This window comes from Streptomyces sp. NPDC045998 (assembly GCF_056430285.1).
Window position 1 is genome coordinate 13,547 of sequence record NZ_JBWKLJ010000010.1, and the last position, 20,732, is coordinate 34,278.

Sequence of the window (20,732 nt, forward strand, 5' to 3'; positions counted from 1 at the left end):
CCATGACCAAGTTCGAGTACGCACCCGCACCCGAGTCCCGCTCGGTCGTCGACATCGCGCCGTCCTACGGCCTGTTCATCGACGGCGAGTTCACCGAGGCCGCGGACGGCAAGGTCTTCAAGACGATCTCGCCCTCCTCCGAGGAGGTCCTCTCCGAGGTCGCCCAGGCCGGGACCGAGGACGTCGACCGGGCCGTGAAGGCCGCCCGCAAGGCGTTCGAGAAGTGGTCGGCGCTGCCGGGCGCCGAGCGCGCGAAGTACCTCTTCCGCATCGCCCGGATCATCCAGGAGCGCAGCCGCGAGCTCGCCGTCCTGGAGACCCTGGACAACGGCAAGCCGATCAAGGAGACCCGCGACGCGGACCTCCCGCTGGTCGCCGCGCACTTCTTCTACTACGCGGGCTGGGCCGACAAGCTCGACCACGCGGGCTACGGCGCGAACCCCCGCCCCCTCGGTGTCGCGGGCCAGGTCATCCCGTGGAACTTCCCGCTGCTGATGCTCGCGTGGAAGATCGCCCCGGCGCTCGCCGCCGGCAACACGGTCGTCCTCAAGCCGGCCGAGACCACCCCGCTCTCCGCGCTCTTCTTCGCGGACATCTGCCGCCAGGCGGGCCTGCCGAAGGGTGTCGTCAACATCCTCCCGGGTTACGGGGACGCCGGCGCCGCGCTCGTCGAGCACCCGGGTGTCGACAAGGTCGCCTTCACCGGCTCCACCGCCGTCGGCAAGGCCATCGCGCGCCAGGTCGCGGGCACGGGCAAGAAGCTCACCCTGGAGCTGGGCGGCAAGGGCGCCAACATCGTCTTCGACGACGCGCCCATCGACCAGGCCGTCGAGGGCATCGTCACCGGCATCTTCTTCAACCAGGGCCAGGTCTGCTGCGCGGGCTCCCGCCTCCTCGTCCAGGAGTCCATCCAGGACGAGCTGCTGGACGCCCTCAAGCGCCGGCTGTCCACGCTGCGCCTCGGCGACCCGCTGGACAAGAACACCGACATCGGCGCGATCAACTCCGCCGAGCAGCTGGCCCGCATCAAGGCCCTCGCCGACACCGGCGAGGCGGAGGGCGCCGAGCGCTGGTCTCCCGCCTGCGAGCTGCCCGCGCACGGCTACTGGTTCGCGCCGACGCTCTTCACGGGCGTCACGCAGGCGCACACCATCGCCCGTGACGAGATCTTCGGCCCGGTCCTGTCGGTGCTGACCTTCCGCACCCCGGACGAGGCCGTCGCGAAGGCCAACAACAGCCAGTACGGCCTCTCCGCCGGCATCTGGACGGAGAAGGGCTCCCGCATCCTCGCGGTGGCGAACAAGCTCCGCGCGGGCGTCGTCTGGGCCAACACGTTCAACAAGTTCGACCCGACCTCGCCCTTCGGCGGCTACAAGGAGTCGGGCTTCGGCCGCGAGGGCGGCCGCCACGGCCTGGAGGCGTACCTCGATGTCTGAGCAGAACCGTCTGAGCGTCTTCAAGACCTACAAGCTGTACGTCGGGGGCAAGTTCCCCCGCAGCGAGAGCGGCCGGGTGTACGAAGTGCAGGACCACAAGGGCAAGTGGCTGGCCAACGCGCCGCTCTCCTCCCGCAAGGACGCGCGGGACGCGGTCGTCGCGGCGCGCAAGGCGTTCGGCGGCTGGTCGGGCGCGACGGCGTACAACCGCGGCCAGATCCTCTACCGCGTCGCCGAGATGCTGGAGGGCCGCAAGGGCCAGTTCGTCCGCGAGGTCGCGCACGCGGAGGGCCTGTCGAAGGCGCAGGCGGCCGAGGCCGTCGAGGCGGCCGTCGACCGCTGGGTCTGGTACGCGGGCTGGACGGACAAGATCGCGCAGATCGTGGGCGGGGCGAACCCGGTCGCGGGCCCGTTCTTCAACCTGTCGACGCCGGAGCCGACGGGCGTGGTCGCGGTCGTCGCGCCCCAGGAGTCGTCGTTCCTGGGCCTGGTGTCGGTCGTCGCGCCCGTCATCGCCACCGGGAACACCGCGGTCGTCATCGCCTCCGAGAAGGCTCCGCTGCCCGCCCTGTCGCTGGGCGAGGTCCTGGCCACCTCGGACCTGCCGGGCGGTGTCGTCAACGTCCTGTCGGGCCGTACGGCCGAGATCGCCGGGCCGCTCGCCGCGCACCAGGACGTCAACGCCATGGACCTGACGGGCGCGGACGCGGAGTTGGCGCGGGAGCTGGAGATCGCCGCCGCGGACAACCTCAAGCGGGTGCTGCGCCCCGCGGCCGTGGACGGCGAGGACTTCACGGCCGACCCGGGCACGCGCCGCCTGACCGCGTTCCTGGAGACCAAGACGGTCTGGCACCCCACGGGTTCGCTGGGCGCCTCGGGCTCCTCGTACTGACGGGTCCCCCTGTCCGACGGGCCCCCTGTGCGGACGGCCCCGCCTCCCCTCCGTCCGGGGGAGCGCGGGGCCGTTCTCGTACGGGGACACCGCCCTAGGGGGTGTCTTTCCGATCATCGGATCGTCGGTCCGCTGGTGAGGGACGGGGAGATTTCTGACGCTGCTGGGCGGTTCGGCCCATTGGCAGACCGTCCACGGACGTTTCGCCCGCTGGGCCGCCGACGGCACCCCTACCGGCGCCGTGGCCAGCTGCCGCATGTCTCGGCAGCTCAGGTGATACGCAAGGCCAGGATGGCGAAGTCGTCGCCTGGCGGTGTCGGACCGTAGCCGAGGACTTCCTCCTCGAGCGCGGCGACGGTGGCGGCGGCGGAAGAGTGGCACGTACGGGCGAGAGTGCTGCGGACGCCGTCCTCGCCGAGCATGACGGAGCCCGAACGGCGTTCGGTGACGCCATCGGTGTACAGCAGGAGCAGGTCCCCGGGCTGGAGGTCGTCTTCGGTGGTGTGCAGAGGGGGGTCGTTCATGACGCCAAGGAGGGTGCCTGCTCTGCCCAGGCGGGTGATCGTTCCGTCGGCCCGGCGCAGCAGCGGGTGCGGATGCCCACCAAGGGTCAGGCGCAGGCTGGCCGGTGATGCGTTGAGGTCGAGGTCGGCGTAGGCGGCCGTGCAGAAGCGGTGAGCAGGCCGGTCCGCGATGATGGCGCTGTTGACGGCCTGCAGCACTGTGTGCGGACCGGTCTCCAGGCGTCCAGCGGCGCGCGCCGTGTGGCGTACCAGGCCGGTCAGCGCGGCCGCTTCAGGGCCTTTGCCGCACACGTCACCGATGGTGAGGGCCCAGCTGCGGGGTCCCGTCGGGACGATGTCGTAGAAGTCGCCGCCGACCAGGCTGCCCCGGGCTCCGGGGTGATAGCACGCGGCGAGCTCCACCCCGGGAATGTCCGGCAGGCTGGCCGGCATCAAGCTTTTCTGCAGGGCGTTGGCGACCTGGCTCTGTTCCGTAAAGCGCCGTGCGTTGTCGACTGCCTGTGCGGCGCGTTGTGCGAGTTCTTGGGCGAAGGGGATGTCTCGTTCGGTGAACAGGCTCTGCGCAGGGGCGGCCTGGATCAGGACCATGGCGCCGATGACGGCCCCGGTCTGCGTCATGGGAACCGCAAGCCAGGACGCCGCCGGTATGAGACCGCGCAGGGCTGATCGATGTTCCGGACTGCGTGCCAGGCGGTCCAGAGTGCGAGCGACATCGGTGATCAGTTCATGGCGGCCGGTACGGATCACAGCTCCGACTCCGCCTTCGGCGTCCAGCCGCGGAGGGAAATCACGCAACAGAGCGCGCAGGGATCGCTCTTGCGCGGGGTCGCGGTGGGCCAGGGCGACTAGGGCCGGCTGGCCGGCTTCGTCGATGACATGGATAAGGCATCCGTCGGCGAGTTGTGGCACCACAGTGGCTGCGATGTTGGCGAAGGTTGTCTCCGGGTCCAGGGATGTGGCAAGAACACGGCTGACGTCGGACAGAGCCTGGAGCTGGGCCTGTTTGTCAGCAGACTCGCGCAGCAGCCGGGCACGGTCTATGGCCTGAGCGCACTGCCCTACCAGAGCACGGAGGAAGCCACGCTCGGACTCGGCGAAAAGGTGGCGCACGGAGAAGTGAAAACTGACCGCGCCGAAGAGGCGTTCCTCCACGCGCATGGGCAGTACTGCCGTCGACTGGAATCGGTCGGTGAAGAAATGGGCGGCTTCGGGGAAGGCCTGCGCCCGCTCGGCCGGGTCGGCGAAGAACAGGGCCTGCCCGGTTCGGGCCGTGTGGGCCATGGGGTAGGGCGCGTGAACGCTGAATGGAGCGGGAGGCTTGAGCGTCTGATCGGCGTCATGAAGGTGCCGCACCGTGTAGCAGTCACTGCCCGGCTCGCTCAGGACGGCGCCACCGACCACGGCTCCGACGGCCGGCATGATACGCGTGGTGAGAACCGTCATGACCTGGGCGACGGTATCCGCCGCGGCCAGCGCTGCGGTGACCTCGGCCAGCAGCTCGGCTCTCAGTACACGTTCGCTGTTGTCGCGCAGCACCCACAGCAGATGATCCGGTCCGACCCGCACGGCCTGATACTCGTAGTCCGCCGCCCGATACGCGCTCACCTGAGTCCAGGTGAACGCTCCCTGCGCAGGCTCGCCGGTGTCCAGGACGCGCATGCAAGCGGCGAAGGAGCCGTTGTCGACCATCTGCGGCCACAGCTCGCTGCACAATCCCCCGATGGGCGCCGCCTGGCCGGGCTGCCCGGCCCGAGCGGCTGCGTTCATGGATTCCAGCCGCATATCCACCGCACGCCCATCGCCGTCCCGCACGGCAACGGAGACAGTGACAGCGTCCGGCAGACACTCGAACACCTCGGGCATGATCCCTGCTGGTAGACCAGTCGGGCGAGCCCCCTCCGAGGCCTCACCCGCTCCAGCGGCTATCGCGGTCATCGCACGTCTCCCACTGTCCCTGCGCCGGCAGGCCAGCGGATACTTTGCCCGTGGTGTCCGCCTGTGACAACTTTTGCCTCATGACAAGTGTCGCTGATCCGGCCTGGGTGCCGAAAGAGACACGCGCAGTCTTTACCCACTCGTGTTACTAGGCGACACAGCACCCAGTGATGGCGGGCTTGCCGTATCGGGTGGCAAGGGCGCGCCACTGCTTGAGCTTGTTGGTGCGCCGCTCGACGGTGTTGCGCTGCTTGTGCGCAGCTGGAGCGGCTGTTCACCGACAACGGGCTGAGTGCCCCGTGGACGCTCTGCCCGGAGGCGACGGAGGTGGCGACGGCGCAGGAGTGGCTGACCGGTTCGGCCCGTGGCAGACCGTCCACGGACGATGCGCCCGCTGGGCCGCCGACGGCACCTTCACCCCCCTCCTGACGGCACGGCCACCGCGGTGTAATCGGGGCGTGCTGGGCCTGACCTGCTGTGCCATGAGCCGCCGTGCACGTGAAACAGGACGCGGTGCCGGGTTCGCCTCCACTACGCTCGCCGCAGGCGACGATCAAGGGATGGGGGCGGGTCCGGTATGGCGGCGGACACGACGGGTGAACGGCTGCGTGCCGAGGACCCGCGGGAGATCGCGGGGTACCGGCTGCTGGCCCGCATCGGCGAAGGCGGCATGGGCACCGTCTATCTCTCCCGCACCCGCGGCGGACAGCCCATCGCGCTGAAAGTGATCCGGCGTGAGTACGGCGGCGACCCCGCCTTCCGCCGCCGCTTCGAGCAGGAGGTTCAGGCGGCCCGCCGGGTCCAGGGCTACCACGTCGTCCCGGTCGTCGACCACGACACCACCGGCGAACAGCCCTGGCTGGCCTCGGTGTTCATCCCCGGTCTGCCCCTGCACGAGGCTCTCGCGGCGCACGGCCCGCTGCCGCTGCCCGCCGTCCTCCAGCTCGTCGGCTGCACCGCGCGGGCGCTGACCGCGATCCACACCGCCGGCATCGTGCACCGCGACCTCAAGCCCAGCAACATCCTGCTGAGCAACCAGGGCCCCTACGTCATCGACTTCGGCATCGCCCGCGCCGCCGACGCCACCCAGCTCACCCTGTCCGGCGGCGTCATCGGCACCCCGCAGTTCATGTCCCCGGAGCACGCGCTCGGCGAGCCGGTAGGACCGGCCACCGACGTCTTCTCGCTCGGCCTGATCGCCGCCGTCGCCGCGACCGGCCGCCACCCCTACGGCGACGGCGGCGCTCTCACCCTTGCCGCACAGATCGCCAACACTGCCGTACGCCCACCCCGTCTGGACCTCTACGACGACCGGCTCCGCCCGCTCCTGGAGCGCTGCCTGTCCGCCGACCCGGGCGACCGCATCGGCACCCCGGAACTGGCCGTACTGTGCGAGCAGGCGGCAGGACGCTCCTTGAACGACTTCACCGGCTGGCTGCCGCAGCCGCTGACCGCACAGCTGGCCGCCCGGGAGCGTGCCGCACTCAGCCCGCCGCCCGAGCCAACGGTCACCGACTCCGGGCCGCGCCCACCGCACGGCCCCACCTTCGCCGCCACTCCGACCGTGGCGCCGCCCCCGCCGCCGTCGACACCGCCGGCCCCGGCGGCGCCGCGGCGCCCGCGGACCGGGCTCGTCGTCGCCGGCACCGCCGTGGCCGTCGTCCTGGCGGTGATCCTGACCTGGACGCTGACCCGCTCCGGCGACACCTCGGAGGATGGGCAGGGCAAAGGCGACAGCAAGCAGTCGGTGCAGCCCACCCAATCCACTGCTCCGACGCCCTCCGCCGACGACGACTCCGGGTACGCCGTCGTCTTCCGGGACCGTCCCTTCGCCCTGCGCTCGCCGAGCGGGGCCAACCTCGTCAGGGTTGACCTTGACGTTCCGCAGGTCGTGCAGGACACCCCGGGCCGGGAGCTCATGCTCAGCGAGATCTCGGGCGGCCGCTGGGAGTTCTACACCCCGATGGGCAAGAGCACCGGCAAGACGCCGCAGCAGTGCCTCCAAGGCGCCCAGGCCGACGTGCTGCCCACCGAAATCGAGGCGGACAACCTGCGGACCACCATCCCCGTCGGGACGCTGCTGTGCACGGTCACCACCGAGAACCGGCTGGCCATGCTGGAGGTCACCGGCATCACCACCAGTCAGGGCAACCTGCCCGACTACGCCGCCCGGCTGACCCTCTGGCAAAAGCAGTAGCAGCGGATGCGCGAACCGGGCGCCCGCCGATGAGCAGTACCTCGGCTTGATCCATAACGGCACCGTGCCACCGAGCAGTCGAACTGCGCGAACCGAATGTGCACGGATCAAGGAGACAGGCCCTAGCCCGGCAGCGCGCCGCCCACCACCGGTCCGGCCACCGGCAGGTTCGGGGCGCTGGTCAGCGAGCCCGTCATGCTGGTGGTGCTCACCGGCTGGAAGTCGCCGACCTGCGTGCCGACACCGTTGTTGAGCGGGTCGACACCGGTCTGGGCGAGCGGGTTGATCTTCAGGTTCTTGGCGGCGCCCACCACATGCGGGGCGGCCGCCTGCACCCCCTGCATCGCGGACGCCGTGTCGAGCTCGCCCACCGGGGACGGGACGGCGTGCGCCGTGCCCCCCGCGGCGCCCAGCGCGGCGCCGAGGGCGGAAAGGGTCAGCCCGGCCTGGAGAAGGGTGTGACGTGCCATGGGAGGGGCTCCTGCCAGCGTGTGTGTCGAGCGCAACCGAACGACCACGCAGCGTATGCGAGATGTGATGCTCGATACCAACGGGTGCCCGGCGGGGTCCCCCGCACGGGTGCATGCCTCAGACTGGTGTCCCGTGAGTTCCCATCCCCTTCAGGCCCGCGTCGTGCTGCTCGCGGGACCGTCCGGCTCCGGCAAGTCCTCCCTCGCGGCCCGGACCGGCCTTCCGGTGCTGCGCCTCGACGACTTCTACAAGGAGGCCGACGACCCGACGCTCCCGCTCGTCCCCGGCAGCCCCGACATCGACTGGGACTCCCCGTCGTCCTGGGACGCGGACGCCGCGGTGGCGGCGATCACGGAGCTGTGCGCCACCGGCCGTACGGACGTCCCGGTCTACGACATCGCCACCAGCGCGCGCGTCGGCCGCGACGTCCTCGACATCGCGCGCGCACCGCTGTTCGTGGCCGAGGGCATCTTCGCGGCGGACATCGTGGCGCGCTGCCGGGAGCTCGGCGTCCTGGCCGACGCGCTGTGCCTGCGCGGCCGCCCGTCCACGACGTTCCGCCGCCGGCTGGCGCGCGACCTGCGCGAGGGCCGCAAGTCGGTGCCGTTCCTGCTGCGCAGGGGCTGGCGGCTGATGCGCGCCGAGCGCTCCATCGTGGCCCGCCAGACGGCCCTGGGCGCGCACCCCTGCGACCAGCCCGAGGCCCTCGTACGCGTGACCGCCGCGGCGGCGGACCGCGCCCCTGCCCCTACGCCCTCGGCGACGGCGTAGACGCCGGCACGGGAACGCGCGTGGGGCCGGGCAGGGCTTCCGCCCCGTCCGGCCCCACGCTCCCCCGTACCCCCGTGTCCCCCCTGTTGTGGGCACCCCCGTACCCATGACCCGCCGCGGCCTCCCCCGAGGCCGCGCGGCGGGCCCCCCGTTCCCTCAGGCCACGAGCTGGCCGAAGGACTCCTCCTGGTCACGGCCGAAGCCGAGGACGTCGTCCTCGCGCAGCCGGCGCAGGGAGCGCCAGATGCTCGACTTGACCGTGCCGACGCTGATGTCGAGGATCTCCGCGATCTCCGGGTCCGTACGGCCCTCGTAGTAGCGCAGGACCAGCATGGTGCGCTGCAGTTCGGGCAGCCGGGCCAGCGCCTGCCAGAGCACCGCGCGCAGCTCGGTGCCGCGCATCGCGTCGCTGTCGCCGGCGGACTCGGGCAGCTCCTCCGTCGGGTACTCGTCGATCTTCCGCCGCCGCCAGGCGCTGATGTGCAGGTTCGTCATGGTGCGGCGCAGGTAGCCGCCGACCGCCGCCTTGTCCGTGATGCGGTCCCAGGCGCGGTACGTCGAGAAGAGCGCGCTCTGCAGCAGGTCCTCGGCCTCGAAACGGTCACCGGTGAGGTGGTAGGCCGTGGCGTACAGGGAGGCCCGGCGCTCGCGCACGTAGGCGGTGAACTCCACCTCCGTGCGGGTCGAGCGCTCCCCCGTGGCCTCCCCGTACGACCCTCCCCCGTCAGGCACGGCCGCCATGTACGGCGACTTGTGCTGACGTCCGGCGCCGCGAACGCACCCCCGCCCGTTCACGGCACCGGACTTCTCGGTGCTCCGCGTGACGTCGTGGAGACGCGTGACAACTGCGTTCGAGGTGGTGCCGGTGCTGAGCACTGCGTTCATCTCACGCCCCCCGTCGGTTGGAGTCTGTTTCGGTCCGGTGCGAAAAAGCTTGCCCGGGCGACTTCATAGCGGTGTCCGCCGACTGTCACAGACCTGTCACAGCGGCCGGGGGCCGGCCGCGGGGCGACGGGCGGTCGAACTGCCCCTCCACCATGGGACAGAATGACGGCGTGCCTTTCCTGTTGCTGATCGAGGACGACGACGCCATCCGCACGGCCCTCGAACTCTCGCTGTCACGCCAGGGCCACAAAGTGGCCACCGCGGCGACGGGCGAGGACGGCCTGAAACTGCTGCGCGAGCAGCGGCCGGACCTGATCGTGCTGGATGTGATGCTGCCCGGCATCGACGGCTTCGAGGTGTGCCGGCGCATCCGGCGCACCGACCAGCTGCCGATCATCCTGCTGACGGCGCGCAGCGACGACATCGACGTCGTGGTGGGCCTGGAGTCCGGTGCCGACGACTACGTCGTCAAGCCGGTGCAGGGCCGGGTGCTGGACGCCCGTATCCGGGCGGTGCTGCGGCGCGGTGAGCGCGAGTCGACGGACTCGGCGACGTTCGGGTCGCTGGTGATCGACCGGTCGGCGATGACCGTGACGAAGAACGGCGAGGACCTCCAGCTCACCCCGACCGAGCTGCGGCTGCTGCTGGAGCTGAGCCGCCGGCCGGGCCAGGCGCTGTCGCGCCAGCAGCTGCTGCGGCTGGTGTGGGAGCACGACTACCTGGGCGACTCGCGGCTGGTGGACGCGTGTGTGCAGCGGCTGCGGGCGAAGGTCGAGGACGTGCCGTCGTCGCCGACCCTGATCCGCACGGTGCGGGGCGTGGGCTACCGGCTGGACGTACCTTCGTGAGACCTCTTCGCTGGACGAGCCTGCGGCTGCGCATGGTGGTCGTCTTCGCGCTCGTCGCGCTGACCGCCGCCGTGTCCGCGTCCGGCATCGCGTACTGGCTGAACCGCGAGGCCGTACTGACGCGGACGCAGAACTCGGCGTTGAACGACTTCCGCCAGGAGATGCAGAACCGGGCCGCGTCGCTGCCGCTGCGGCCCACCGAGGAGGAGCTGCGGCGCACCGCCGAGGAGATGTCGTCCAACGGCGTCGGGTACGGCGTGGTGCTGCTGGCCGAGCGGGACGCGGGCAAGCCGATCGTCGGCGTCTCCGACCCGGACCGGTTCACGCTGGAAGACGTACCGCAGGCGCTGCGGGCGGCGGTGGACGAGCGGCACGAGGTCAACGACGGCAATCCGTACGCGTACCACCTGTTCTGGCAGCGCACGACGCGCGGCCAGACGCCCTACCTGGTGGGCGGTACGCGGATCGTGGGCGGCGGGCCGACCGGGTACATGTTCAAGTCGCTGGACCCGGAGCGGCAGGACCTCAACTCGCTGGCCTGGTCGCTGGGCATAGCCACGCTGCTGGCGCTGCTGGGTTCCGCGCTGCTCGCGCAGGCGGCGGCCACGACCGTGCTGAAGCCGGTGCACCGGCTCGGGGAGGCGGCGCGGCGGCTCGGCGAGGGCAAGCTGGACACGCGGCTGCGGGTGTCGGGCACGGACGAACTGGCGGAGCTGTCGCGGACGTTCAACGCGGCCGCCGAGAGCCTGCAGAAGAAGGTCGCGGACATGAGCGCGCGGGAGGAGTCGAGCCGCCGCTTCGTCGCCGACATGTCGCACGAGCTGCGGACGCCGATGACCGCGCTGACCGCCGTGACCGAGGTCCTGGAGGAGGAGCAGGACGGCCTCGACCCGATGATCGCGCCGGCCGTGGCCCTGGTGGTCAGCGAGACGCGGCGGCTCAACACGCTGGTCGAGAACCTGATGGAGGTCACCCGCTTCGACGCCGGTACGGCCCGGCTCGTGCTGGACGACGTGGACGTGGCCGACCAGGTGACCGCCTGCATCGACACGCGCGCGTGGCTGGACGCGGTCGAGCTGGACGCCGAGCGCGGCCTCATGGCGCGGCTCGACCCGCGCCGCCTGGACGTGATCCTCGCGAACCTCATCGGCAACGCCCTCAAGCACGGCGGTTCGCCGGTGCGGGTGGCGGTGCGGACGGAGGGCGACGACCTCCTCATCGAGGTGCGCGACCACGGCCCCGGCATCCCCGAGGACGTGCTGCCGCACGTCTTCGACCGGTTCTACAAGGCGAGCGCCTCCCGGCCGCGCTCCGAGGGCAGCGGCCTCGGCCTGTCGATCGCGATGGAGAACGCGCTGATCCACGGCGGTGACATCACGGCGGCGAACCTTCCCGACGGCGACGGCGCGGTGTTCGTGCTGCGGCTGCCGCGCGACGCGTCGCGGACCCCCCTCGGCGAGGACGGACAGCAGAAGGGCGGCGGACATGGCGGCGGGCATGAGGACGCGTAAGCGGTGGCGGCGGGGCGCGGGCGTGCTCGCGGGTGCCGCCGCGGTCGCCGCCCTCGCCGCCGGCTGCGGGATCCGGCCGACGGTCCCGGTCGACGCGGGTGCCGCGCCCTCGCGGATGCCGTGCACGCTCTCCGAATCCGACTCCGACTCCGGCTCCGACGCGGCCGGCGCCGAGGGGCGGCAGGGCCTGCCGGTGACGGTGTACCTGGTGTGCGCGTCCGGTCTGGAGCCGGTGCGGCGCACGGCCGACGAGCCGCCCGTCGTGAAGGGCCGCGACAGCCGTGTGGCGGTGGCCGGGGCGCTGCTGACCCAGCTGTCGGCCGAGCCGTCGGCGAGCGAGCGGCAGGCGGGCTTCGTCACGTACGTGGAGCCGCCGCTGAGCGTCTCGGCGGGCCGGGAGGGTGATCCGGCGCGGGCGCTGCGGCTGAGCCGGCAGCCCGACGACCTGCCGCCGGCGGCGCTGTCGCAGCTGGTGTGCACGTACGCGGAGAACGCCGCGACCACCGCCGGGGACGACACGGTCGTCCTGGGCGGGCCCGGGGACCGCCCGGCGCGGCGGTACGCGTGTACGAAGGCGGTCAAGGAGCGTCCGGAGTCGGTGGAGCCGAGGGCGGAGGCGTCCGCGTCCTGACGCGGCTGCTCGGACGACCGTTCGGACGGCTGCTCGGGTACGGCCGGGAGGTGAGCGGAACCGATCCTGCCGGTGGGCGCGTCTTGGGGGGCGTGCAGCGTCAAGGTTCGGGCGGCAGTGCCGCCATCCGGTTCCGCATCGGCTTCCGCGCGGTGGGGTTCGTCCTGCTTCTCGCGCACCTGGTGCTGGTGGGATGGCTGACGCTCCGGCCACTGGACGTGATGTGGGTGAACGCCGACAACCTCGAGCCGTTCGCGGGCATCAAGGCGGATCTGGCGCTCGGAGCCGCCGAGGCCGCGCGCCGGATCGGCGAGGGCCTGCTGCTCCTCGCCCCGCTGGGTGTGCTGCTGCCGGTGGCGGGCGGCCGGCTGGACGTCTCGCCGTGGGCCTCGCTGGCCCGTACGGTCGCGGCGGGCGCGCTGGTGTCGCTGGCCATCGAGCTGCTGCAGACCGTGGTGCCGGGGCGGGTGGTGGACGTGGACGCGCTGCTGCTGAACACCGTGGGGGTGGCGCTGGCGCACCTGGCCGTGGTGCCGGCCGCGCGGGCGCGGCTGCGGCGGGGGGCGCGCCGGGAGCGTCCGGTCCGCCGGGAGGAGACCTCTCAGGGTGCGACCCCGACGATTCCCAGGGTCGGAATCGCCCCGTAGTCCGACGCTTTGACCCGCTTGGACGGGTGAGGATGAAGACAAGGACGATGACTCACCCCGTCACCAAGGAGCCCACCATGGCCGCACTTGTCCGCCCCAGCCAAGGCCGCATGATCGGCGGAGTGTGCGCTGCGCTGGCCCGGCGCTTCGGCACCTCCGCGACGACGATGCGGGTGATCTTCCTCGTGTCGTGCCTGCTGCCCGGCCCGCAGTTCCTGCTGTACCTGGCGCTGTGGATACTCCTGCCGTCGGAGAAGGCCGCCAAGCCGGCCTGGTGATCCGTCGGCATGCGCGAACGGGGCACGCGACCGTGAGGTCGCGCGCCCCGTTCGTCGTACGGAAGCCGTACGGAAGCCGTACGGGACCGGTCTGCGGACTCAGAGACCGGCGGCCGGCAGGCTGCCGCCGACGGGCAGGCCGCCGAGGAGGCCGGTCACCACGGCCGGGTCGACGGGCAGGCCCTGGACGGCGCCGGTGAGGCCCTGGGCGGTGCCCACCGCCTCCATGGCCTGGCCGGGGAGCTGCTCGATGGCGGCACCCGCGAGCGGCATGGCCATCGGCAGCACCTTGTTCGTGGCCTCGAGGCCGGCGGAGGCGGGGCTGACGACCGCGGACGCGTTTCCGGCGGCGGTCGCGGCGAAAGCGGCACCGAGAGCGGCGACACCGAGGGTCTTGGCGGCGGAGTGCTTCATCGAAAATCGTCCTCGGGGGAATTCGGGGGAAGATGAGCGGCTCTGCAAGCTAGTCAGCCGACGGCGATCTCCGCAAACACCGGAAACGGCCGGGTCGCGCACGCCCCGGCCGTTTCCGGTCACCGTCCGCGAGGTGGTTCAGGAGGCGGAACCGCTGGTCGCAGCGGTTTGCGTGAACAGCCATTCGGACTTGAGCTCGGCGTAACCGGGCTTGATCACATCGTTGATCATGGCCAGGCGTTCGTCGAAAGGAATGAATGCTGATTTCATCGCATTGACTGTGAACCACTGCATGTCGTCGAGCGTGTAACCGAACGTCTCGACCAGCCGCTCGAATTCCCGGCTCATACTCGTGCCGGACATGAGGCGGTTGTCCGTATTGACGGTCACCCGGAAATGCAGTCGGCGCAGCAGGCCGATCGGGTGCTCGGCGTACGAGGCCGCGGCGCCGGTCTGGAGGTTGGACGTCGGGCACATCTCCAGCGGGATGCGCTTGTCGCGCACGTACGCGGCGAGCCGCCCGAGCACGACGGTGCCGTCGTCGGCGACCTCGATGTCGTCGATGATCCGCACCCCGTGGCCGAGGCGGTCGGCGCCGCACCACTGGAGCGCCTGCCAGATGGACGGCAGGCCGAACGCCTCGCCCGCGTGGATGGTGAAGTGGTTGTTCTCGCGCTTGAGGTACTCGAAGGCGTCGAGGTGGCGGGTGGGCGGGAAGCCCGCCTCGGCGCCCGCGATGTCGAAGCCGACGACGCCGCGGTCGCGGTAGCGGTTGGCCAGCTCGGCGATCTCCAGGGCCCGGGCGGCGTGCCGCATGGCGGTCAGCAGGGCGCCGACGCGGATACGGTGTCCGGCCGCCCGGGCGCGCTGCTCGCCGAGGCGGAAACCCTCGTTGACGGCTTCGACGACCTGCTCCAGGCTCAGGCCCTGGTCCAGGTGCTGCTCGGGCGCGTACCGCACCTCGGCGTAGACGACGCCGTCCGCGGCGAGGTCCTCGGCGCACTCGGCGGCGACGCGGACGAGGGCCTCGCGGGTCTGCATGACGGCGCAGGTGTGCGCGAAGGTCTCCAGGTAGCGCTCCAGGGAGCCGGAGTCGGCGGCTTCGCGGAACCAGACGCCGAGCCTGTCGGCGTCGGTCTCGGGAAGCGCGCCGTACCCGGCGTCCCGGGCCAGTTCGACGACGGTGCCGGGCCGCAGACCGCCGTCGAGGTGGTCGTGGAGGAGCACCTTGGGCGCGCGGCGGATCTGGTCGGTGGTCGGGAGGTTGGGGATGGAGCTCGTCATTTTCGAACTCTAGCCCCTACGCGCGTAGAAGGAGGGTTGTTCGGCGTCGATACGCAACAGTGACCGCCCGTACGGATGGAGTACATCTCGACTTCTGAGACTGTTCTGCCATGGCGAACCACGCACTCGTAGGAACGAGCGGCGCGCGTGCTCCTCGGTTGGGCCGGCCCGTCGGGGCCGGGGTGCCGGCGGTGGGGGGTGTGGTGCTGCTCCTGCCGGACGGTGCGCCCGCGTCCGGGCGCGGGCCCTCGGCGCTGGCGCGCGCGGCGTGTCTGCCGCTGGCGCGGTGGCTGGCGCGCGAGGGCCGGGCGGAGGGGCTGGTGGCGCATGTGGTGCGCTACCGGGGCCGCGGGTGGAACGGCGCCGACGCGCTGTTCGCGGCGGATGCCGCGTGGGCGGCCTCGGAGGTGGTGCGGCGGTACGGCGACGTGCCGGTCTGCCTGGCCGGCCACGGCATGGGCGGCCGGGCGGCGCTGCGCGCGGCGGGGCACACGGCCGTCAACTCCGTCCTGGCGCTGGCGCCGTGGCTGCCGGAGCAGGACGTGGCGGCCAGCCCCGAACCGGTGAAGCAGCTCGCGGGACGGCACGTGATGATCGTGCACGGCACGAACGACGCGCGCACGGACCCCGAGTCGTCCTACCGCCTCGCCGACCGCGCGAAGAAGGTCAACCGCGACACGTGCCGCTTCGAGGTCCACTCGGACGGACACGCCCTGCGCGAGCACCGCGGTGAAGTCCTCGCCCTGGCGGCCGACTTCGTCCTGGGCGCGCTGTTCTCGCGCCCGTACGCGCGCCCCGTCGCCGACGCGCTGGCGGCCCCGCCGCCGCTGGGGCTGCGGATGCCGCTGGCCTCGGGGTTCGGGCGGGCGCTGAGGCGGTAGGGCCCTTCGGGGTGGCGCGTCACCGGGCTGCCCGGGTCACCGGCCGCGCGCGTCCGCTCACGCCGATTCGTCGATCAGGCGGCCCCGCCGGGAGAGCAGGAAGCGCTTGAAGGCCGCCACCGGCGGGGTGTCCGGGTGGCCGTCGAGCCAGGCGACGCCGATCTCGCGGGCCGCGCGCGGGGCCGTCACCGTCAGTTCGACGACGCCGGGGCGCGGGACCGCCGGGGGCGGCAGGAGGGCGACGCCGAGCCCGGCCGCGACCAGGCCGCGGAGGGTCTCGGCCTCCTCGCCCTCGAAGGCGACGCGCGGCGAGAAGCCCGCTTCGGCGCAGAGCGCGTCGGTGATGCGGCGCAGGCCGTAGCCGGGCTCCAGGGTGACGAAGGTTTCGTCGGCGGCCTCGGCGAGCCGGACGCGCTTGCGGCCGGCGAGGCGGTGGTCGTCGGGGACGACGAGGCGCAGCCGCTGCTCGTCGAGGCGCCGGGTGACCAGGTCCGGGGCGTCGGGGACGGGGGAGGTCAGGCACAGGTCCAACTCCCCGGAGCGCAGGCGCTCGATCATGGCCTCGCCGTAGTTCTGGACGAGGGTGAACCGCACCTTGGGGTGGTCCACGCGGAAGGCGCGGATCAGCTCGGGTACGGTCTCCGAGCCCATGGTGTGCAGGAATCCGAAGGCGACCCGCCCGGCGGCGGGGTCCGCGTCGGCGCGTACGGTGTCGGCGGCGCGCTCCACCTCGGCCAGCGCGCGCTCGGCGGAGGCGAGGAAGGTGCGCCCGGCGGGGGTCAGCGAGACGGTGCGGCCCTTGCGCGCGAACAGCGTCACGCCCAGGTCCTCTTCGAGGCGGACCACCGCCCGCGACAACGTCGACTGCGGGACGCCGAGTTCGTGCGCGGCGCGCGTCACGTGCTCGTGGCGGGCGACCGCCGCGAAGTACGCGAGGCGCGGCGCGAGCAGCAGCCCCATGTCTTCTTCGTTACTGTTCGGTGACAGCCACTCCCGTGAGCTGTGTTGATGCGCCATGGGAACGATTAAAGCCGTTCCATGCATTGGACGCATGAAACAGGTGTGCCTACCGTCGTCGTATGCCTTCCGCCAGTACCAAGGCGGCCGCCACCGACGCGGTCGCCGACACTCGCCTTGCCCCCGGCCGCCCCGGCTACCGCCGGATGAGCTTCGCGCTCTTCGCCGCCGGAGTGGCCGCCTTCGCCCTCCTCTACTCGACCCAGGCCCTGCTCCCCGCCGTCTCCGCCGACTTCGGCGTGAGCGCCTCGGCGGCCAGCTGGACCGTCTCCGCCGCGACCGGCGCGCTCGCGCTGTGCGTGCTGCCGCTGAGCGCCCTGTCGGAGCGCTTCGGGCGCCGGACCCTGATGACCGCCTCCCTCGCGGTCGCGGTCGCCGTCGGCCTCCTCGTACCGTTCGCGCCGGATCTCTCCTGGCTGGTGGCGCTGCGCGCCGTCCAGGGCGCCGCGCTCGCGGGGCTGCCCGCGTCGGCGATGGCGTACCTGGCGGAGGAGGTGCGGCCCAAGGCGCTGGTCGCCGCGATCGGCCTGTTCGTGGCGGGCAACTCCATCGGCGGCATGAGCGGCCGGATCGTCACCGGCTGGGCGGCCCAGCTGTGGGGCTGGCGCGCCGGGCTGGCCGCGGTCGGCGTGATGGCGCTGGTGTGCGCGGTGGTGTTCCGGCTGATGCTGCCGAAGGCGCGCCACTTCGCGCCGGGTTCGCTGCGCCCGCGCGCGCTGGCGAAGGCCGTGCGCGTCCACCTGGCGGACCCGCTGCTGATGCGCCTGTACGCGATCGGCGCCCTGTTCATGACGGTCTTCGGCGCCGTCTACACGGTGATCGGCTACCGGCTGGTCGAGGCGCCGTTCTCGCTCCCGCAGGGCGTGATCGGCTCGATCTTCCTGATCTACCTGGTGGGTACGGTGTCGTCGGCCGCGGCCGGCAAGCTGGTGGGGCGGCTCGGGCGGCGCGGCGCGCTGTACCTGGCGGTGACCACGACCGCGGCGGGCCTGCTGCTCTCCCTCTCGGACGCGCTGGCCGCCGTCCTGGCCGGCCTGGTCCTCATCACGGCGGGCTTCTTCGCGGGCCACGCGGTCGCCTCGTCCTCCGTGAGCCGTACGGCGAAGACGGGCCGCGCGCAGGCGTCGGCGCTCTACCAGTCGGCGTACTACCTGGGCAGCAGCGCGGGCGGCACGCTCGGCGCGGTCGCCTTCCACGCGGGCGGCTGGGCGGGCACGGTCCTGCTGGGGCTCGTCGCCGTCCTCGGCGTCGTGTCCGTCACCCTGTACGGCACGCACAGCGCGCGCGTACAGGAGCGTGAATCGCGGCGCACGTACAACCGCACGGCTTCCCGGAGCGTCCTAAGGGCATAACAACCGCACCGAACCGGATGGGGGTTGGTGTACGTGGGTGGGAAGCGCACACGCAGAGGGGTGGGGGTCACCCTCGGACTCGCGGGGCTGGTCGTGCCGTTGACGGTCGCACTGGCCGCTCCCGCGCAGGCGGCGGCGTCCTGTACGACGCAGACGGGGCCGTACCAGAAGCAGGTGGAGAAGTTCCTCGGGCGGCCGGTGGACGGCAAGCAGTCGCCGGCCGACTGCAAGGCCGTCCAGTCGTTCCAGAAGGCGCACGGGATAACGCCGTCGGTGGGGTACGCCGGGCCCCTGACGTGGCAGACCATGAACACGATGCTGGCGCAGCGGGCGGCCGGCAAGACGCCCAACAAGGCGGGCGCGTGCCCGACGAACAAGGGCCGGATCGCGTGCGTGGACCTCACGCGGCAGCTGAGCTGGATCCAGGACGGCGCGAAGCTGACGTACGGTCCGGTGCCGGTGCGCACGGGGCGGGACGGCGCGGAGACCCGGACCGGCGCCAAGCGGGTCTACCACCGCAACATCAAGCACTGGTCGACCATCTACAAGGTGTGGATGCCGTACGCGCAGTTCTTCGACGGCGGGCAGGCGTTCCACTCGGTCGAGAAGTCCATGTACAACCCGCCGGGTTCGGGCGGCTGCGTCAACCTGCGGCCGGCGGACGCGAAGGCGTACTGGAACCTGCTGCGCAACGGGGACGACGTGTACGTCTACGGGCGGAAGCCGGGAACCTGACCCCGGCTGTCAGTGGCCTCCTGTAGCTTCCGTGAGAGAGGCAGGGAAGCGCGACAGGGGTGGACGTCATGGGCGATGCGGCCGTGCAGGACCGGCTGGAGGAGTACCGGACCGAGCTGACCGGGTACTGCTACCGCATGCTGGGGTCGGCCTTCGAGGCCGAGGACGCGGTGCAGGACACGATGGTCCGGGCGTGGCGCTCCATCGACTCGTTCGAGGGGCGCTCGTCCCTGCGGTCGTGGCTGTACCGCATCGCGACGAACGTGTGCCTGGACGCGCTGAACGCCGGGAACCGCCGGGCCCGGCCGATGGACCTGACGGCCCCGACACCGGTGGCGCAGGCGCGGCTCAACGCCCGTCCGGAGCTCACCTGGCTGGAGCCGGTGCCGGACGGGCGGGTGCTGCCGTCGGTGGCGGACCCGGCGGAGACGGCCGTGTCGCGCGAGACCGTGCGGCTGGCGTTCGTGGCCGCGCTGCAGCACCTGCCGCCCAAGCAGCGGGCGGTGCTGATCCTGCGCGAGGTGCTGGCGTGGAAGGCGAGCGAGGTGGCGGAGCTCCTCGGTACGTCGGTCGCCTCGGTCAACAGCGCGCTGCAGCGGGCGCGGGCGACGCTGGCGGAGTCGCCCCCGGCCGACACGGACCTGGCCGACCCGCTCGACGAGGAGCAGAAGCAGCTCCTCGAGCGCTACGTCGCGGCCTTCGAGGGGTACGACATGGAGGCCCTGACCGCCCTCCTCCACGAGGACGCGACGCTCTCCATGCCGCCCTACGACCTGTGGCTGCGCGGCCACGACGACATCGTGGGCTGGATGCTCGGCGTCGGCGAGGTCTGCCGCGGCTCACGTCTGGTGCCGGTCGTGGCGAACGGCACGCCCGCGTTCGCGCACTACCACCCGGACCCGGAGGGCGGCTTCAGCCCGTGGGCGCTCATGGTCATCGAGATCGTGGACGGGAAGGTCTCGGGCATCACGTCGTTCCTGGACGTGAAGCGCTGGTTCCCGTTGTTCGACCTCCCGGACCGCCTGGAGGCGTGAGGAGCGCCTCCAGCCCGACGAGCCGGAGCAGCGCCCGCAGCCCGGGCGCCGCTCCCCGGACGGCCAGGGGGTGGCCGAGCCGCTGCGCGGTGAGCCGCAGCCGCGCGAGTGCCTCGACGGCGTCGAGGCCGGGCCGGACGACCCCGCCGACGTCGCAGTCGACGGGCACCCCGGCCCCCGCGCCGTCGAGCAGCTCGGCGAGCTCGGCGCAGAGCCGGGGCACGTCGTCGGGGCCGAGGGGGCCGGCGACGCGGAAGACGAGGGGCTCGGTGGTGTCCACATGGGGGGAGACCCGTTCCGCGCCGGGAACTCATCGGTGCCCGTACGCTGCGACGCCTCGGCTAGTCGGCGCCGCTATGAGACCGGAAACGTGCTGGTGTCGAGTGTGACGTCGAACGGCTGCGGCAGGTGGATCTTTTCGCCGTACTCTCCGGTGGCGAGCACTCGGTACATCCCGCCCTTCGGCTCCCCGTAAAGCGTCGCCGTGGGCCTTCCAGTGTGCCAACGGTCCAAGAGCAGGTACAGCGGCACGCCTGCGGTCGCGTAGCCCTGAAGCTTCTTGACCCGGTCGTGGTTCGCGTTGCAGCGGGAGGTGACCTCGACGACCAGCCGGGCGTGGCTTGCCGGTACGTGCCCTTGGGAGTTACGAGGCGCGGACTTGGGGATGACCGCCAGGTCGGGGACATACAGTCCCAAGCGGTCCGGGACCGTGACACTGACGGAGTGGTAGATGCCCCAATCCCTGGGCACCACCGTGTACAGCAAGCGCTGTACCTCGTCGGCGGTATCGCTGTGCTCCCAGGACGGCGTCGGTGCCACGGTGATGATCCCCTCGATGATCTCCACCCGGCAGCCCTCGGGTACGCCCGTCTCCTCCCGAACCCAGACGAGCAGGTCCCAGTCCTCGCCGCTGTTCGGCTCGGGTTCGACGGCGAGTGCGCTCATGGCGGTCTCCTCTATCGGTGCGTCACCGATCCCAGCATGCCGAA

21 protein-coding genes and 1 pseudogene are annotated in these 20,732 nt (G+C 71.9%); 13 read left to right on the forward strand and 9 right to left on the reverse strand.

The window, feature by feature from the left end:
• Positions 1 to 2: 2 nt before the first annotated feature.
• Both AC07FJ_RS26805 and AC07FJ_RS26810 read left to right on the forward strand, forming a co-directional pair.
• Complete coding sequence (locus AC07FJ_RS26805) at positions 3 to 1,436, forward strand: aldehyde dehydrogenase family protein (RefSeq protein WP_479051859.1); 1,434 nt, start codon at positions 3 to 5, stop codon at positions 1,434 to 1,436.
• Complete coding sequence (locus AC07FJ_RS26810; RefSeq protein WP_479051860.1) at positions 1,429 to 2,328, forward strand: aldehyde dehydrogenase family protein; 900 nt, start codon at positions 1,429 to 1,431, stop codon at positions 2,326 to 2,328. The genes AC07FJ_RS26805 and AC07FJ_RS26810 overlap by 8 nt, the downstream gene beginning before the upstream one ends.
• A 269-nt stretch (positions 2,329 to 2,597) precedes the next feature.
• Here the strand turns inward: AC07FJ_RS26810 and AC07FJ_RS26815 are convergent, their stop codons facing one another.
• Complete coding sequence (locus tag AC07FJ_RS26815) at positions 2,598 to 4,715, reverse strand: GAF domain-containing SpoIIE family protein phosphatase (RefSeq protein WP_479051861.1); 2,118 nt, start codon at positions 4,713 to 4,715, stop codon at positions 2,598 to 2,600.
• A 241-nt stretch (positions 4,716 to 4,956) separates the two neighbouring features.
• A pseudogene (locus AC07FJ_RS26820) lies at positions 4,957 to 5,046 on the reverse strand (IS5/IS1182 family transposase); the annotation flags it as partial.
• Between the two features lie 318 nt (positions 5,047 to 5,364).
• Here AC07FJ_RS26820 and AC07FJ_RS26825 point away from each other — a divergent pair.
• The gene (locus tag AC07FJ_RS26825) at positions 5,365 to 6,984 is read left to right on the forward strand and encodes a serine/threonine-protein kinase (protein ID WP_479051862.1); all 1,620 of its coding nucleotides are present in this window, start codon (positions 5,365 to 5,367) and stop codon (positions 6,982 to 6,984) included.
• A gap of 122 nt (positions 6,985 to 7,106) precedes the next feature.
• Here the strand turns inward: AC07FJ_RS26825 and AC07FJ_RS26830 are convergent, their stop codons facing one another.
• Positions 7,107 to 7,454: a hypothetical protein gene (locus tag AC07FJ_RS26830; protein WP_479051863.1), complete on the reverse strand. Its 348-nt coding sequence runs from the start codon at positions 7,452 to 7,454 to the stop codon at positions 7,107 to 7,109.
• Positions 7,455 to 7,521: 67 nt separating this feature from the next.
• Here AC07FJ_RS26830 and AC07FJ_RS26835 point away from each other — a divergent pair, with 67 nt between their 5' ends.
• Positions 7,522 to 8,226, forward strand: a complete 705-nt coding sequence (locus tag AC07FJ_RS26835) for a uridine kinase family protein (protein ID WP_479051864.1) — start codon at positions 7,522 to 7,524, stop codon at positions 8,224 to 8,226.
• Between the two features lie 156 nt (positions 8,227 to 8,382).
• Here AC07FJ_RS26835 and AC07FJ_RS26840 read toward each other — a convergent pair whose 3' ends face one another.
• A complete protein-coding gene (locus AC07FJ_RS26840) occupies positions 8,383 to 9,111 on the reverse strand; it encodes a SigE family RNA polymerase sigma factor (RefSeq protein ID WP_479051865.1) in 729 nt (242 codons plus the stop codon).
• Between the two features lie 170 nt (positions 9,112 to 9,281).
• Here AC07FJ_RS26840 and afsQ1 point away from each other — a divergent pair, with 170 nt between their 5' ends.
• The 5 genes from afsQ1 to AC07FJ_RS26865 all read left to right on the forward strand — a co-directional run bounded on the left by afsQ1 (position 9,282) and on the right by AC07FJ_RS26865 (position 13,026).
• Positions 9,282 to 9,959 carry a two-component system response regulator AfsQ1 gene (afsQ1, locus tag AC07FJ_RS26845; RefSeq protein WP_361420847.1) on the forward strand — a complete coding sequence of 226 codons (678 nt, stop codon included), beginning with the start codon at positions 9,282 to 9,284 and terminating at the stop codon, positions 9,957 to 9,959.
• Between the two features lie 32 nt (positions 9,960 to 9,991).
• Complete coding sequence (locus AC07FJ_RS26850; protein WP_479052126.1) at positions 9,992 to 11,470, forward strand: ATP-binding protein; 1,479 nt, start codon at positions 9,992 to 9,994, stop codon at positions 11,468 to 11,470.
• Positions 11,457 to 12,101, forward strand: a complete 645-nt coding sequence (locus AC07FJ_RS26855) for a hypothetical protein (protein WP_479051866.1) — start codon at positions 11,457 to 11,459, stop codon at positions 12,099 to 12,101. The genes AC07FJ_RS26850 and AC07FJ_RS26855 overlap by 14 nt, the downstream gene beginning before the upstream one ends.
• A 92-nt stretch (positions 12,102 to 12,193) precedes the next feature.
• Positions 12,194 to 12,748: a VanZ family protein gene (locus tag AC07FJ_RS26860; protein WP_479051867.1), complete on the forward strand. Its 555-nt coding sequence runs from the start codon at positions 12,194 to 12,196 to the stop codon at positions 12,746 to 12,748.
• A 77-nt stretch (positions 12,749 to 12,825) separates the two neighbouring features.
• Positions 12,826 to 13,026, forward strand: a complete 201-nt coding sequence (locus AC07FJ_RS26865) for a PspC domain-containing protein (RefSeq protein ID WP_361420856.1) — start codon at positions 12,826 to 12,828, stop codon at positions 13,024 to 13,026.
• 99 nt (positions 13,027 to 13,125) lie between these two features.
• On the opposite strand, the gene AC07FJ_RS26870 is transcribed toward AC07FJ_RS26865, so the two are convergent.
• Positions 13,126 to 13,440, reverse strand: a complete 315-nt coding sequence (locus AC07FJ_RS26870; protein WP_479051868.1) for a hypothetical protein — start codon at positions 13,438 to 13,440, stop codon at positions 13,126 to 13,128.
• Positions 13,441 to 13,578: 138 nt separating this feature from the next.
• A complete protein-coding gene (locus AC07FJ_RS26875; RefSeq protein WP_479051869.1) occupies positions 13,579 to 14,724 on the reverse strand; it encodes an adenosine deaminase in 1,146 nt (381 codons plus the stop codon).
• A 110-nt stretch (positions 14,725 to 14,834) separates the two neighbouring features.
• Between AC07FJ_RS26875 and AC07FJ_RS26880 the strand changes: the two genes are divergently transcribed.
• Positions 14,835 to 15,605, forward strand: coding sequence for an alpha/beta fold hydrolase (locus AC07FJ_RS26880; protein WP_479051870.1), 771 nt, complete (start codon positions 14,835 to 14,837; stop codon positions 15,603 to 15,605).
• Between the two features lie 57 nt (positions 15,606 to 15,662).
• Here the strand turns inward: AC07FJ_RS26880 and AC07FJ_RS26885 are convergent, their stop codons facing one another.
• Entirely contained in the window at positions 15,663 to 16,622 is a 960-nt protein-coding gene (locus tag AC07FJ_RS26885) for a LysR family transcriptional regulator (RefSeq protein ID WP_361420867.1), read from the reverse strand.
• A 62-nt stretch (positions 16,623 to 16,684) separates the two neighbouring features.
• On the opposite strand from AC07FJ_RS26885, the gene AC07FJ_RS26890 reads away from it, so the two are divergent.
• The 3 genes from AC07FJ_RS26890 to AC07FJ_RS26900 all read left to right on the forward strand — a co-directional run bounded on the left by AC07FJ_RS26890 (position 16,685) and on the right by AC07FJ_RS26900 (position 19,743).
• Positions 16,685 to 17,974, forward strand: a complete 1,290-nt coding sequence (locus AC07FJ_RS26890) for an MFS transporter (protein WP_479051871.1) — start codon at positions 16,685 to 16,687, stop codon at positions 17,972 to 17,974.
• 60 nt (positions 17,975 to 18,034) lie between these two features.
• A complete protein-coding gene (locus AC07FJ_RS26895; RefSeq protein ID WP_479051872.1) occupies positions 18,035 to 18,709 on the forward strand; it encodes a L,D-transpeptidase family protein in 675 nt (224 codons plus the stop codon).
• Positions 18,710 to 18,777: 68 nt separating this feature from the next.
• Positions 18,778 to 19,743 carry a sigma-70 family RNA polymerase sigma factor gene (locus AC07FJ_RS26900; RefSeq protein WP_479051873.1) on the forward strand — a complete coding sequence of 322 codons (966 nt, stop codon included), beginning with the start codon at positions 18,778 to 18,780 and terminating at the stop codon, positions 19,741 to 19,743.
• Here AC07FJ_RS26900 and AC07FJ_RS26905 read toward each other — a convergent pair.
• Positions 19,676 to 20,023 (reverse strand): STAS domain-containing protein, encoded by a 348-nt coding sequence (locus tag AC07FJ_RS26905; protein ID WP_479051874.1) that lies wholly within the window; start codon positions 20,021 to 20,023, stop codon positions 19,676 to 19,678. The two genes, AC07FJ_RS26900 and AC07FJ_RS26905, sit on opposite strands and share 68 nt — an antisense overlap.
• Before the next feature lie 74 nt (positions 20,024 to 20,097).
• On the reverse strand, positions 20,098 to 20,688 hold the full coding sequence (locus AC07FJ_RS26910) for a Uma2 family endonuclease (RefSeq protein ID WP_479051875.1): 591 nt from the start codon (positions 20,686 to 20,688) through the stop codon (positions 20,098 to 20,100).
• Between the last annotated feature and the right edge of the window lie 44 nt (positions 20,689 to 20,732).

Excerpts from the sequence above, each read along its gene's own strand:
- AC07FJ_RS26805 (WP_479051859.1), top strand. The coding sequence starts at position 3 with ATGACCAAGTTCGAGTACGCACCCGCACCCGAGTCCCGCTCGGTCGTC.
- AC07FJ_RS26810 (WP_479051860.1), top strand. The coding sequence starts at position 1,429 with ATGTCTGAGCAGAACCGTCTGAGCGTCTTCAAGACCTACAAGCTGTAC.
- AC07FJ_RS26815 (WP_479051861.1), bottom strand. The coding sequence starts at position 4,715 with ATGCCCGAGGTGTTCGAGTGTCTGCCGGACGCTGTCACTGTCTCCGTT.
- AC07FJ_RS26825 (WP_479051862.1), top strand. The coding sequence starts at position 5,365 with ATGGCGGCGGACACGACGGGTGAACGGCTGCGTGCCGAGGACCCGCGG.
- AC07FJ_RS26830 (WP_479051863.1), bottom strand. The coding sequence starts at position 7,454 with ATGGCACGTCACACCCTTCTCCAGGCCGGGCTGACCCTTTCCGCCCTC.
- AC07FJ_RS26835 (WP_479051864.1), top strand. The coding sequence starts at position 7,522 with ATGCTCGATACCAACGGGTGCCCGGCGGGGTCCCCCGCACGGGTGCAT.
- AC07FJ_RS26840 (WP_479051865.1), bottom strand. The coding sequence starts at position 9,111 with ATGAACGCAGTGCTCAGCACCGGCACCACCTCGAACGCAGTTGTCACG.
- AC07FJ_RS26850 (WP_479052126.1), top strand. The coding sequence starts at position 9,992 with ATGGTGGTCGTCTTCGCGCTCGTCGCGCTGACCGCCGCCGTGTCCGCG.
- AC07FJ_RS26855 (WP_479051866.1), top strand. The coding sequence starts at position 11,457 with ATGAGGACGCGTAAGCGGTGGCGGCGGGGCGCGGGCGTGCTCGCGGGT.
- AC07FJ_RS26865 (WP_361420856.1), top strand. The coding sequence starts at position 12,826 with ATGGCCGCACTTGTCCGCCCCAGCCAAGGCCGCATGATCGGCGGAGTG.
- AC07FJ_RS26870 (WP_479051868.1), bottom strand. The coding sequence starts at position 13,440 with ATGAAGCACTCCGCCGCCAAGACCCTCGGTGTCGCCGCTCTCGGTGCC.
- AC07FJ_RS26875 (WP_479051869.1), bottom strand. The coding sequence starts at position 14,724 with ATGACGAGCTCCATCCCCAACCTCCCGACCACCGACCAGATCCGCCGC.
- AC07FJ_RS26880 (WP_479051870.1), top strand. The coding sequence starts at position 14,835 with ATGGCGAACCACGCACTCGTAGGAACGAGCGGCGCGCGTGCTCCTCGG.
- AC07FJ_RS26885 (WP_361420867.1), bottom strand. The coding sequence starts at position 16,622 with ATGGCGCATCAACACAGCTCACGGGAGTGGCTGTCACCGAACAGTAAC.
- AC07FJ_RS26890 (WP_479051871.1), top strand. The coding sequence starts at position 16,685 with ATGCCTTCCGCCAGTACCAAGGCGGCCGCCACCGACGCGGTCGCCGAC.
- AC07FJ_RS26900 (WP_479051873.1), top strand. The coding sequence starts at position 18,778 with ATGGGCGATGCGGCCGTGCAGGACCGGCTGGAGGAGTACCGGACCGAG.
- AC07FJ_RS26910 (WP_479051875.1), bottom strand. The coding sequence starts at position 20,688 with ATGAGCGCACTCGCCGTCGAACCCGAGCCGAACAGCGGCGAGGACTGG.